The organism is Ensifer adhaerens, assembly GCF_013283195.1.
GTDB classification, from domain to species: domain Bacteria; phylum Pseudomonadota; class Alphaproteobacteria; order Rhizobiales; family Rhizobiaceae; genus Ensifer; species Ensifer adhaerens_G.
Genome location: NZ_JABEKT010000002.1, coordinates 867,197 through 879,881, shown reverse-complemented (window position 1 = coordinate 879,881; position 12,685 = coordinate 867,197). Strand labels below are relative to the sequence as shown.

The window sequence follows — 12,685 nt, the reverse complement described above, 5'->3', positions numbered from 1 at the left end:
TCTTTATAGATCAACCCAACTGTCAATTTCCGTCAGTAGGGTCATGGCACGCAGCGATCGTCTCTTTCGTCTTCTCCAGGCGCTTCGCAGCCTGCCGCAGCCGGTCACCGCGGCGCGGCTGGCGGAAGAGACCGGCGTATCGCTGCGCTCGCTCTATCGCGACATCGACAGCCTGCGCGCGGCCGGTGCCGTGATCGACGGCGAGCGCGGCTTCGGTTATCGCCTGACGGAAGATATCGCCCTTCCGCCCCAGACCTTCACGCGCCTTGAAATCGAAGCGCTTGTGCTGGGGCTCGGCGAAGTCCGCCACATGGGCGAGCCAGAGCTCGCACGCGCTGCTGCAGCTGTGCTTTCGAAGATAACTGCCACTCTGCCCGACCGGTTGCAGCAGCAGACCATCCATGCGGTCTCGCAGGTTCATCGTTTCGAACAGAGGGCCGTGCCGGATATCGACGTCGGCCTGTTACGCGAAGCCTGCTGGCAGGAGCAAGCCATCGTCATCGACTATGTCGACGCCGGGGGACAACACAGCGAACGGCGCGTGCTGCCGCTTGGCATCGTCTATCTCGAACAGGTTCTTGTGCTGCTCGGCTGGTGTTGCCTGCGCCAGGATTTCCGCAAGTTTCGCATCGATCGCATCGCCGAAGTCAGGACGACGGACGAGAGCTTCCGGCCGCGACGCGTACCGATGCTGCGCGACTTCATCGCCCGGATGAATGCCGGGACACCGGACGCGGCGCCGGCCCACCGCAAGGGATAGGCCGACCCCGCCGATACCGCATTGGCGCGGCGCTCAGTAATCCGGCGCCACGCCGAAGACGGGCTCAACCTGCTCGCCCGACATGTTGTCGTACTGATGGTCGGTTCCGGCCGGAATGTAGAAGCCGTCGCGCGGGTTGAGTTCGAACCAGGCCTGACCTTCCGCGTCGGGCACATGGATGTTGAGCGTGCCCGAAACGACATGGAGGCATTTGTCGCCCTTGTGGCGCTCGACGCCGGTGGGTTATTCCGCAAGCGGCGTCGTCTTGCCGACGGTGAGCTGGTCGGTGGCGCAGTAGAGACCGGTGAAGGCGCCCTGCGTTGCCGGATCGAGGCTCCAGAGCAGGTCGGCAACCCTGCGCGGCAATCCCACAAACGAAAAAGGCGTACCCCACCCGAAGGTGGAGCACGCCTTGCCGCACCGAAATGCGGTCTTGCCCTGGGAGGCAGCTTTATTCGGCGGGCTGCAGGCCCTGAACGGAACCTTCCGGCAGCGCCCGGCCGCCAAGGGTTGCGGCAAGCTGGGTCTCGTCCAGTTCGCCTTCCCATTTCGCCACGACGATGGTCGCAACCGCATTGCCGACGAAGTTGGTGAGTGCCCGGCATTCCGACATGAAACGGTCGATGCCGAGGATCAGCGCCATGCCGGCGACCGGCACCGCCGGAACCACCGAAAGGGTGGCCGCAAGCGTGATAAAGCCGGCGCCGGTGATGCCGGCCGCCCCCTTGGAGCTCAGCATCGCCACCAGCAGCAAGAGCACCTGATCGCCGAGCGACAGCGGAATGTCGGTCGCCTGGGCGATGAAGAGCGCGGCCAGCGTCATGTAGATATTGGTGCCGTCGAGGTTGAAGGAATAGCCGGTCGGGATCACCAGCCCGACGACGGAACGCTTGCAGCCGGCCTTCTCCATCTTGTTCATCAGGCCCGGAAGGGCTGCTTCCGACGAAGAAGTGCCGAGAACCAGAAGCAACTCTTCTTTGATGTAGCGGATGAGCGCGACGATCGAGAAGCCGTTGTAGCGGGCGACCGCTCCGAGCACGACGAAGACGAAGAGCAACGAGGTGACGTAGAAGGTGCCGATCAGCATGGCGAGATTGGCGATCGAGCCGACGCCATACTTTCCAATGGTAAAGGCCATGGCGCCGAAGGCGCCGATCGGTGCCGCCTTCATCAGGATCGCGACCAGCTTGAAGATCGGCAGCGTCAGCGCATGCAGGAAGTCGACGACGGGCTCGGCCTTCTTGCCGACCATGGCAAGCGCTAGGCCGAACAGCACCGAGATGAACAGCACCTGCAGGATGTCGCCCTCGGCAAACGCGCCGACAAGCGTCGTCGGGATGATGTTCATCAGGAAGCCGGTGATCGACTGCTCATGCGCCTTTTCGGCATAGGAGGTGACCGCCTTGACGTCGAGCGAGGCTGGATCGATGTGCATGCCGGCGCCCGGCTGTACGACATTGGCAACGATCAGGCCGATGATCAGCGCGAGCGTCGAGAACGTCAGGAAGTAGATCATCGCCTTGCCGGCGACCCGCCCGACCTTGGCGAGATCGGTCATGCCGGCAATGCCGGTGGCGACCGTCAGGAAGATGACGGGGGCGATGATCATCTTCACCAGCCGGATGAAGGCGTCGCCAAGCGGCTTCAGCTGCGTGCCGATCTCGGGGTAGAAATGGCCGAGCAGGATGCCCGCTGCGATCGCCGCCAGGACCTGCACATAGAGATGACGATAGAAGGGTGTCTTGCCGCGCGGTTCCGCGGATTGGTCGATAATCATGATATCCTCCACTAGACCCAGTCCGGCGTCATGCCGGGCCTCCCGGGCCAATTTCCGAAGCGCGACAGCTCGAGCTGTCATGAGGATGTCATTTGCAATGGGCGTGCCAGATTGCAGAGTGAGGAAGCAAGCCGTTGAAATACCAGGAAACTTTAGGAATAGACTGAGAGGACACACGAATATTTGAGCGGATATCCGCACAGATGATCTGGAAATCTGGGCGGAATAATGCACAATTCCACCATGTCCATGCCAAACTTCGTCCCACTGAAGCCTGCGGATCTCGACCGGCATATGCGCCGCGCCTGGCTGATTTTCGCCGCGGTGGCAGCACTGCTGTTGGCAGCCGGGCTTTTTGTCGCCGGCGAATATGGGCGAAAGAAGGCGCTCGAGACCGTCGATATCCAGAGCCGCATCGACGCCAATCTCAAGGCGTCGCTGCTGCGCGCCGTGCTGGAGCGCCAGCGTGCACTGCCCCTGGTTCTGGCGGATGATGTCGAAGTGAAGTCCGCCCTGGAAAAAGGCGGCGACCAGCCGCTGCAGCGGCTCAACCAAAAGCTGGAGGCGCTCGCCGCCAACACGGACGCGGCGGTGATCTACGCGATCGGCCTCGACGGCGTGGCGATTGCGGCGAGCAACTGGCGCGAACCGACCAGCTTCGTCGGCAATGACTACGCGTTCCGGGAATATTTCCGCATGGCGATGCGCGACGGCAAGGCCGAGCATTTCGCCATGGGCAATGTCAGCAAAAGGCCCGGTCTTTACATCTCCAGACGGGTCGACGGACCCGCCGGCCCGATCGGCGTTGTGGTCGCGAAACTCGAATTCGATGGAGTCGAGGCCGACTGGCTCGCCTCCGGCAAGCCAGTCTATGTCACCGACAGGCGCGGCATCGTGCTGATTACCAGCTTCCCGTCCTGGCGGTTCATGACGACTCGCAACATCCCCGGGGATCGTCTTGCCGCCATCCGCGAGAGCCTGCAGTTCGGCGATGCATCCCTTTTGCCCCTGCCGTTCCGCCGGATCGAGCCGACAAGCGACGGATCAAGCATGCTGACAGCGCTCCTGCCCGGTAGCAGCGAGAAGCAATTCCTGAGGGTCGAGACGATGGTGCCCTCGACCAGCTGGCGGCTGGAGCAACTGGCGCCGCTGGATGCCGCTTTGAGCGCAGCGAGTCGCGAAGCACGGCTGCTGGCGCTGGCTGCCCTCGTGCCGCTGCTGGCGCTTGCCGCATTTCTCCTTCGCCGGCGTCAGTCGTTGACGCTTGTCGCGGCCAACGAGCGCGCCGCCCGCGATGAACTGGAGCGTCGCGTCACCGAGCGCACGCAGGATCTCAGCCTCGCCCGCGATCACCTCGAAACCGAAATCGCCGACCACCGGCGCACCGGCGAAAAGCTGCAGGCGGTGCAACAAGAACTGGTCCAGGCCAACCGATTGGCAATCCTCGGGCAGGTGGCGGCCGGCGTTGCCCACGAGATCAACCAGCCGGTCGCGACCATCCGCGCCTATGCCGACAATGCCCGCACCTTCCTCGACCGCGGACAGAAGGAAACCGCGGTCGAAAACCTCAAAAGCATTGCGGCGCTGACCGAGCGTGTCGGCACCATCACCGACGAGTTGCGCAGCTTTGCGCGCAAGGGCCGTTTCGTTGCCGAGCCGACGGCGGTGCGCGAGGTGATCGAAGGCGCGCGGATGCTGCTGCGCAGCCGCTTTGCCGGTCGCATGGACGCGATCGTCATCGACCTGCCCGACAACGGGCTCAGTGTGCTCGGCAACCGTATCCGCCTGGAGCAGGTGCTGATCAACCTCTTGCAGAATGCTCTGGAAGCCCTCGGCGATCGGCCGGATGCCGAGATCCATGTCCGTTGCGAAACTGGTCCCAACGATACTGTTTTGCTTGTTGTCGCCGACAATGGTCCGGGCATAAGGCCCGATATCCTTGAAGACTTGTTCACGCCGTTCAACACCTCCAAGGATCAGGGTCTCGGACTCGGCCTTGCCATTTCCAAGGAGATCGTCGTCGACTACGGCGGCGACATCGACGTCAAGACCGGGCCTGAGGGCACCGTCTTCATCGTGCGACTGAAGAGGGCCTGAGCGATGCAGCAATCCGTATGCCTCGTTGACGACGACAGCGACCTGCGCAAGGCGATGAAGCAGACGCTCGAGCTTGCCGGCCTGAGCGTGACAGACTTTCCCGGTGCGGCGGATGCGCTCGCCGTGCTCGGCCCCGACTTCGGCGGTATCGTCATCAGCGATATTCGCATGCCGGGGATCGATGGCCTCACATTGTTTCGCCGGGTCGCCGGCTTCGACCCCGACCTTCCCGTCATCCTGGTCACCGGCCACGGCGATATTCCGATGGCCGTGCAGGCCCTTAAGGACGGCGTCTATGACTTCATTCCGAAACCCTTTGCTGCCGACCGTCTTGTGCAAAGCGCGCGCCGCGCGCTCGAAAAACGCCGACTGGTGATGGAGAACCGCGCGCTGAAGCGCGCGGCCGAAACGGCGGGCGAAAGCCTGCCGCTGATCGGCCAGACGCCGGTCATGGAACGGCTGCGCCAGACCTTGCGACATATCGCCGACACCGATGTCGATGTGCTCGTCGCCGGCGAGACCGGCAGCGGCAAGGAAGTGGTGGCGACGCTGCTGCACAACTGGAGCCGGCGCCGGGATGGGAATTTCGTGGCGCTGAATTGCGGCGCACTGCCGGAAACGGTGATCGAAAGCGAACTTTTCGGCCACGAACAGGGCGCCTTTACCGGTGCGCTGAAGAAGCGCATCGGCCGCATCGAGCATGCGAGCGGCGGCACGCTTTTCCTCGACGAGATCGAGGCGATGCCGCCGGCAACGCAGGTCAAGATGCTGCGCGTGCTGGAAGCCCGCGAAATCACCCCGCTTGGCACCAACGTGGTGCGCCCTGTCGATATCCGCGTCATCGCCGCCGCCAAGATCGATCTCGGCGATCCGGCCCAGCGCGGCGACTTTCGCGAGGATCTCTATTTCCGGCTGAACGTCGTAACCCTGTCGATCCCGCCGCTGCGCGAGCGCCGCGACGACATCCCGCTGCTGTTCTCGCATTTCCTGACGCGGGCGGCGGAGCGGTTCAAGCGCGACGTTCCTGACATCTCGCCAGCGGTGCGCCACCATCTGATGTCGCATTCCTGGCCTGGCAATGTGCGCGAGCTCTCGCATTTCGCCGAACGCGTCGCCCTTGGCGTCGAGGGTCCCCTCGGACAAGCGACCGCCAGCCCGACAGCATCCGCTGCCGCCCTTCCCGAGCGGCTTGAGCGCTACGAAGCGGAGATTTTGAAGGAGGCGCTGCGGGCGCAGCGCGGCGACGTCAAGGCGACGATCGAGGTGCTCGGCATTCCGCGCAAGACCTTCTACGACAAGCTGCAGCGGCACGGCATCAATCGTGCGGATTATGCCGAGCGCCCGGCATCCGAGAAGCCCGGACGCTAGCAAGCGATCAACAGTCGAAGGGTACAACCTTCGGATTAGCGCTTGACGGCGCATCCGGATCGATGGCTATCTCTCGATATTCACCAGGGGGGTCCCGTCAAGGGGCTGAGAGTCTGCTGGTCGGATCGGCGTTGCCGACCGAGGCGCAGTGACCCGTTGAACCTGATCCAGTTCATACTGGCGTAGGGACGGTGCAGACATCGACGCCACGATTCCGTTCTTTCAGCGGGAATTAGGGCGAACCTGTCTTTTCCTTCCGGCTTCAGAACTGGGTCTCCAACCGCAAACTTGGAGCCTCATCATGAATATTGCCACCAAACCCGCAGACCTCTCCGTCACCAAAGGCCCGCTTCCCGCTTCGAAGAAGGTCTATAAATCCGGCGCGATCCACCCTGAAATCCGCGTGCCGATGCGCGAAATCGCCCTGCACCCGACATCGGGCGAGCCGCCAGTCACGGTCTATGATGCCTCAGGGCCATACACCGTCGAAGACGTAAACATCCGCATTGAGGACGGGCTGCCCAGACCGCGGCGCAACTGGATCATCGCGCGCGGCGATGTCGAGGCCTATGACGGTCGTTGCGTCCGGCCCGAGGATAACGGTTTTGCCACCGGCGACCGGCTGACACCGACCTTCCCCCTCCGTCATGCACCGCTGCGCGCGACCGGAAGGCGCGCCGTGACGCAGCTTGCCTATGCGCGGGCCGGCATCATCACGCCGGAAATGGAGTTTGTCGCCATCCGCGAAAACATCGGTCGCGACGCTGCGCGTGCCACGGCGCGCGACGGCGAAAGCTTCGGCGCCCATATCCCTGACCACGTCACACCGGAATTCGTCCGCCAGGAGATCGCCAGCGGCCGCGCCGTACTGCCGGCCAACATCAACCACCCGGAATCCGAGCCGATGATCATTGGCCGGAATTTCCTGGTGAAGATCAACGCCAATATCGGCAACTCCGCCGTCACCTCCTCGATGGCCGAGGAAGTCGAGAAAATGGTCTGGGCGACGCGTTGGGGCGCCGACACTGTCATGGATCTGTCGACCGGGCGCAACATCCACAACATCCGCGAATGGATCATCCGCAATTCGCCCGTGCCGATCGGCACCGTGCCGCTCTATCAGGCACTCGAAAAGGTCAACGGCATCGCCGAGGATCTGACCTGGGAGGTCTATCGCGACACGCTGATCGAACAGGCGGAACAAGGCGTCGACTACTTCACCATCCATGCCGGTGTCCGGCTTCACTATATCCCGTTGACGGTCGATCGCGTCACCGGCATCGTCTCGCGCGGCGGCTCGATCATGGCCAAGTGGTGCCTGCATCACCACAAGGAGAGCTTTCTCTACGAGCACTTTGCCGAGATCTGCGACATCTGCCGCGCCTATGACGTGTCGTTCTCGCTCGGAGATGGCCTGCGCCCGGGCTCGATTGCGGACGCCAACGACGCGGCGCAATTTTCCGAGCTGGAAACGCTGGGCGAACTGACGAAGATCGCCTGGGCCAGGGATTGCCAGGTGATGATCGAAGGCCCCGGCCACGTGCCGATGCACAAAATCAAGGAGAACATGGACAAGCAGCTCGCGGTCTGCGGCGAGGCGCCATTCTATACGCTTGGGCCGCTCACGACCGATATCGCGCCCGGCTACGACCACATCACGTCCGGCATCGGGGCGGCTATGATCGGCTGGTTTGGCACCGCCATGCTCTGCTACGTGACGCCGAAGGAGCATCTGGGGCTTCCCGACCGAAACGACGTAAAGATCGGGGTGATCACCTACAAGATCGCCGCCCACGCCGCCGACCTCGCCAAGGGGCACCCGGCCGCGCGCACCCGCGACGACGCCCTGTCGCGCGCTCGTTTCGAATTCCGCTGGGAAGATCAGTTCAACCTGTCGCTCGATCCGGAGACGGCACGCGCCTTCCACGATGAGACCTTGCCGAAGGAGGCGCACAAGGTCGCGCATTTCTGCTCGATGTGCGGCCCGAAATTCTGCTCGATGCGGATCTCGCACGACATCCGCGCCGAGGCGCAGAAAGAAGGGTTTCAGGCGATGGCGGCGAAGTATCGTGAGGGCGGCGACCTCTATATACCGGTGGAGGCAGTTGTGGCCGAAGGATAGCGACGACGGCGGAAGGGTCGGCGAAGGTCGATTGTGGTGCGTCTTTCTGAACGCAAGGCGCACCAGCACCCGTGAGCTTGCAAACTTTGAATGCTGCCGCTCCCCTCTACTCGGTCATGCTCGGGCTTGACCCGAGCATCCACACCCCCTGCGCTCAATTTCTCGACATCCAGCCGCAGAGGTGGCAGCTGGATGCTCGGGTCAAGCCCGAGCATGACGGGCGTGGGTGGCGCGACTACCTCCACCCGACCACCAATCCAACATGCCATTCACGAACGCTGTCCTCCGATCTATCGACCGCTGGCGATCCGCTTGACCACGTCGAGCAGAACATTGGCGCCGGCGATGAGGTCGGCCGGATCCGTGTGCTCGCGCGGATTGTGGCTGATGCCGTCGCGACTTGGAACGAAGATCATCGCCGCCGGCGCGATGCGGGCGATCATCTGGGCATCGTGGCCGGCACCGGAGGTCATCCGCCGGCTCTTCAATCCGCGGGCGCCCGCCGACGCCTCGATCATCTGCACTATGGCGCGATCGAAGGCCACCGGCTCGAAGCGCGCCAACCGTTCAACCGTTGCCGTCACGCCCTCCTCCGCAATGATCACCCGCAATTCCGCTGCAAGTGCCGCTTCAAGCGCCTGCAGACGCTCCTCGTCCGGGTCACGCAGGTCCACGGTAAAAACTGCGCGCGAGGGGATGACGTTGATCGCGTCCGGCTCGAAGCGCATGGTGCCGATCGTCGCGACACTCGGCGCGTTCGATCGCGCGATATGATCGCGCAGGAACAGCCCGACACGGGCGGCGGCAAGGCCCGCATCGCACCGCATCGCCATCGGCGTGGTGCCGGCATGATTGGCAACACCCTCTATAGTCACGCGCTGCCACGAAATCCCCTGCAGGTTTTCGACGGCGCCGATGGCGATTGCCTCGCGCTCCAGCACCGGTCCCTGCTCGATATGCAGTTCGACATAGGCATGAGGCTTCAGGAAGCCAGGCTCGACAGCGCCGGCATAGCCGATGCGCGCCAATTCCGATCCGAGCAACGTGCCATCGGTTCCCACCGTCGCAAGCGCTTCCTCGATGTCGAGGCCGCCGACATGGACGAGCGAGCCCAGCATATCGGGCGCGTAGCGCACGCCCTCTTCGTTGGTAAAAGCGGCGACGGCGATCGGCCGCGCGGGTTCAAAACCCTGCTCCTTCAAAGTCTCGATCACTTCGAGCCCAGCCAGTACGCCGTAGCAGCCGTCATAGACGCCGGCATTGATAACGGTGTCGATATGCGAGCCCAGCATCAACGGCGATTGCCCGGCGTTGTCCTCACTTTGCCAGATGCCGAAGACGTTGCCGATCCGATCGATGACGACCTCGAGACCTGCGACCTCCAGCCAACCGACAAGACGATCCCGCCCCTGCTTCTCGCTGTCGGACGCCGCAAGCCGGGTCAACTGGCCCCGATCGTCGCGCCCGATTGTGCCAAGGTCCTGGATATGTGCCAGCAGACGCTCGGCATTGATGGAAGGGTGAGGCATGTCGATGTCGCCTTTGAAGGTGCTGATTTTGGGGACGACGACAGTCATTGGCCGACATCCGGAAAGGCCAGTCGCTGCCGGGTGATTTCGGCGTGGAACCGGGCGCCGAAGATCAGGGCATCGTCATTGAAGTCATACGTGGGATTGTGCAACGGCGCGGACTCCTTGCCATTGCCGATAAAGACGAAGCAGCCCGGAACATGGGCAAGAAACCGCGCAAAATCCTCCGAGCCGGTCATCGGTTCGGCAGCCACGCCGACATTCTCCGCCCCGAAAACCACATCGGCGGCCGCGAACGCATGGTCGACGAGCGCGGGATCGTTGAGGAGCGGCACGAATTCACGCGTATAGTTCACCTCGACCTCGCAGCCGTAGGCATCCGCGGTACCCCTGGCGATCGTGCGCATCTGCTGCTCGATCTTGGCACTGACCTCGGGCCGAAAGCTGCGGGCGTCGCCGAGGATGCGGGCAAGGCCCGGAAGCGCGTTGCGGGTGCCGTCCGTGATCACTTCCGTCACCGAAACGACGGCGATATCGGCCGGAGAGAGCCTTCGCGAGACGATGGTCTGCAGATTGACCACCGTCGCGCAGGCCGCAACCAGGGTCTCGTTGCCGAAGTGAGGCCGGGCCGCATGGCCCCCGACACCCTTGAGTGTGATTTCGAAATTGTCCTCGGCCGACATGATGGCGCCCGGACGCGTTTCGAACTTGCCGACGGCAAGACCCGGCATGTTGTGCAGGCCATAGATCTCGTCGAAGGGAAAGCGCTCCATCAAGCCGTCGGCGAGCATGGCAAGCGCCCCCTTGCCCCATTCCTCAGCCGGCTGGAAGACGAAGTGTACTGTGCCGTCGAAACCGCCCTCCTCGGCGAGCAGCTTCGCCGCGCCGAGCAGCATTGCCGTGTGGCCGTCATGACCGCAGGCGTGCATCGTGCCCGGCCGGGTTGAGCAATAGGCAGCAGTCCCCTGCTCCGTTATGCGCAACGCGTCCATGTCGGCGCGCAGGGCGATGGCGCGGTTTCCCGTTCCACGTCGCAGCGTGCCGACAACGCCGGTGCCGCCGATCCCTTCGGCGACCTCGTCGAGGCCGAACGCGCGCAGCTTGGCGGCAACAAAGGCGGCCGTTCGTTTTTCTTCAAAGCCGAATTCCGGATGAGCGTGCAGATCGCGGCGCCATGCCGTCATATCCGCCACAAGCCTGTCGTTCGTGCTTGTCATTCGCATCACACCCTTTCCACGCTCAAGGCCCCTGCGACCTCAGCGGGTGCGAGACCGACCAGGTCTTCATACCGCTCCGGATCCGTGGCGCCTTCTGTATTGATCACCAGGATCCGCGAACTGGCATCGAGGCCGAGGGCAGCACGCATGTTCCGGTCTCCGGCGACCGTGACAAGGCCGGCCAGACCGACACCGCCGCTTTCGCCGGCAACGATTGCCGGATCGCTGCCTTTCGGGCGCGCCAGACGGTTCATGATCGAAACGGCATCCTCCTCCTCGACGGTCATGAAGGCGCAGGCAACGCGCGAAAGAATACGCCAGGCGACAAGCGACGGCTCGTAGCATTCGAGCATGGCCATGACGGTCGGCTCGCCATGCGCCACCTTCACCGGATGCCCGGCCTTTGCCGTTTCCAGGAGGCAGGCGGCGCGCGCAGGCTCGACGACGACGAAGCGGGGTCGCGCCTTGCCGTAGCGCAGGGCCAGATGGCCGGCCGTTGCCGCCGCAATGCCACCGACGCCTGCCTGGACGAAGACATGGGTCGGCGGTGTCCCGATCTCCCTCAAGGCCTCGCACAGGAGCGCCATGTAGCCCTGCATCACCAGTCCGGGAATATACTCGTAGCCCGGCCAGGACGTGTCCGAGACAACCGTCCATCCGCGCTCGTCACAGGCCCTTGCGGCAAACTCGACCGAGTCGTCATAGGTTCCCTCGACGCGGACGATCTCAGCTCCATAGTCGGCGATAGCGTCGATGCGTTTCTGACTGACGCCGGCATGCACAAAGATCACCGATTTCGCGCCCACAAGCTGCGCACCCATCGCAACCGACCGACCGTGGTTGCCGTCCGTGGCGCAACCGAACGTCATCTCTCGGGCAACCGCGCGAACATCGTCACGCGCCAGGTCGTCGATGTCGACGTCCCGGCCGGTCTGCTTTCGAGCCTCGTCAAGCACCAGACGGATTACCGCGTACGATCCGCCGAGCGCCTTGAAGCTGCCAAGCCCGAGCCGATGGCCCTCGTCCTTGACCAGGATCGCGCCGACGTCGAGCTCGCCCGCGAGCGCCGGCAGGGAATGAAGCGGTGTCGGCCGGTGGTTATCGCGGCGCGAAAGCTGACGCTCGACCTCGGCGGCAGCGGCAATTGAAAGCATTTCGGCATCTTCCGGAAGCAGCGGCGATCCGAAGTCGGCATGATGGTTGCGAATAAGCATGCGGGGCAGTCTCCCTGTTTGGTGAAATTCTATTTCAGCTCGAGAGAGAAATGCGCTCTAAATAGCGACCTTGGATGCAAGTTTGTAAACAAAAGCGAGGGAACGATGGCCGTTTCAAAGACTGCACCGTCTGAGCTTGACCGCTTCGATCTGGCGATCCTGGCAATCCTGCAGAAGGACAACACGACGCCGCAGCGGCAGATCGGCGAGGCCGTCAACCTGTCCGCGCCGGCCGTGCAGCGCCGGATCAAGCGCATGGAAGAAACCGGCGTCATCCGCGCCAATGTGGCGGTGATCGATCCGGCCCGCGTCAACCAGGCCTTGACGATCCTGGTCGAGGTGGAGGTGGAAAGCGAGCAGATCGACCTGCTCGATGCGGCGAAAGCTGCCTTTTCGGCGGCTCCCGAAGTGCAGCAATGCTATTACGTCACTGGCGATGTCGATTTCATGCTTGTCGTGATCGTGCCGACGATGGGCGACTATGAAGCCTTCACCCGCCGCATGTTCTTCGGCAACCCGAACATCCGGCGGTTCCGGACATTCGTGACCATGGATCGCGTCAAGGTCGGCCTATCCGTTCCGGTGGAAAGGCCGCGCTGAG

At 63.4% G+C, this 12,685-nt stretch carries 10 protein-coding genes, 1 pseudogene and 1 riboswitch; of the genes and pseudogenes, 5 read left to right on the top strand and 6 right to left on the bottom strand.

What is annotated here, in order from left to right; translation table 11 throughout:
- Positions 1-43: 43 nt before the first annotated feature.
- Positions 44-760 (top strand): helix-turn-helix transcriptional regulator, encoded by a 717-nt coding sequence (locus LPJGGPFB_RS20445; protein WP_173421750.1) that lies wholly within the window; start codon positions 44-46, stop codon positions 758-760.
- Positions 761-793: 33 nt separating this feature from the next.
- Here the strand turns inward: LPJGGPFB_RS20445 and LPJGGPFB_RS20440 are convergent.
- The 3 genes and pseudogenes from LPJGGPFB_RS20440 to LPJGGPFB_RS20435 form a co-directional block, all read right to left on the bottom strand.
- Positions 794-982, bottom strand: a pseudogene (locus LPJGGPFB_RS20440) (cupin domain-containing protein); the annotation flags it as partial.
- 21 nt (positions 983-1,003) lie between these two features.
- Positions 1,004-1,126: a hypothetical protein gene (locus LPJGGPFB_RS33500; protein ID WP_268833709.1), complete on the bottom strand. Its 123-nt coding sequence runs from the start codon at positions 1,124-1,126 to the stop codon at positions 1,004-1,006.
- 85 nt (positions 1,127-1,211) lie between these two features.
- Positions 1,212-2,537 carry a dicarboxylate/amino acid:cation symporter gene (locus LPJGGPFB_RS20435; protein ID WP_173421749.1) on the bottom strand — a complete coding sequence of 442 codons (1,326 nt, stop codon included), beginning with the start codon at positions 2,535-2,537 and terminating at the stop codon, positions 1,212-1,214.
- 228 nt (positions 2,538-2,765) lie between these two features.
- On the opposite strand from LPJGGPFB_RS20435, the gene LPJGGPFB_RS20430 reads away from it, so the two are divergent.
- The 3 genes from LPJGGPFB_RS20430 (at position 2,766) to thiC (ending at position 8,124) form a co-directional block, all read left to right on the top strand.
- The gene (locus LPJGGPFB_RS20430) at positions 2,766-4,634 is read left to right on the top strand and encodes a sensor histidine kinase (RefSeq protein ID WP_173421748.1); all 1,869 of its coding nucleotides are present in this window, start codon (positions 2,766-2,768) and stop codon (positions 4,632-4,634) included.
- Between the two features lie 3 nt (positions 4,635-4,637).
- Positions 4,638-6,002 carry a sigma-54-dependent transcriptional regulator gene (locus LPJGGPFB_RS20425; protein WP_173421747.1) on the top strand — a complete coding sequence of 455 codons (1,365 nt, stop codon included), beginning with the start codon at positions 4,638-4,640 and terminating at the stop codon, positions 6,000-6,002.
- A 75-nt stretch (positions 6,003-6,077) separates the two neighbouring features.
- Positions 6,078-6,209: riboswitch (TPP riboswitch) on the top strand.
- Positions 6,210-6,303: 94 nt separating this feature from the next.
- Positions 6,304-8,124, top strand: coding sequence for a phosphomethylpyrimidine synthase ThiC (gene thiC, locus LPJGGPFB_RS20420; RefSeq protein ID WP_173421746.1), 1,821 nt, complete (start codon positions 6,304-6,306; stop codon positions 8,122-8,124).
- Between the two features lie 290 nt (positions 8,125-8,414).
- Here thiC and LPJGGPFB_RS20415 read toward each other — a convergent pair whose 3' ends face one another.
- The 3 genes from LPJGGPFB_RS20415 to LPJGGPFB_RS20405 are packed head-to-tail and all read right to left on the bottom strand — an operon-like array spanning position 8,415 to position 12,084.
- Positions 8,415-9,653 (bottom strand): Zn-dependent hydrolase, encoded by a 1,239-nt coding sequence (locus tag LPJGGPFB_RS20415; protein WP_173422260.1) that lies wholly within the window; start codon positions 9,651-9,653, stop codon positions 8,415-8,417.
- Between the two features lie 44 nt (positions 9,654-9,697).
- Entirely contained in the window at positions 9,698-10,870 is a 1,173-nt protein-coding gene (locus LPJGGPFB_RS20410; protein ID WP_173421745.1) for a M20 aminoacylase family protein, read from the bottom strand.
- A 5-nt stretch (positions 10,871-10,875) separates the two neighbouring features.
- A complete protein-coding gene (locus LPJGGPFB_RS20405) occupies positions 10,876-12,084 on the bottom strand; it encodes a diaminopropionate ammonia-lyase (RefSeq protein WP_173421744.1) in 1,209 nt (402 codons plus the stop codon).
- 105 nt (positions 12,085-12,189) lie between these two features.
- Between LPJGGPFB_RS20405 and LPJGGPFB_RS20400 the strand changes: the two genes are divergently transcribed.
- Positions 12,190-12,684: an Lrp/AsnC family transcriptional regulator gene (locus LPJGGPFB_RS20400; protein WP_173421743.1), complete on the top strand. Its 495-nt coding sequence runs from the start codon at positions 12,190-12,192 to the stop codon at positions 12,682-12,684.
- The last annotated feature ends 1 nt before the right edge of the window (position 12,685 follow it).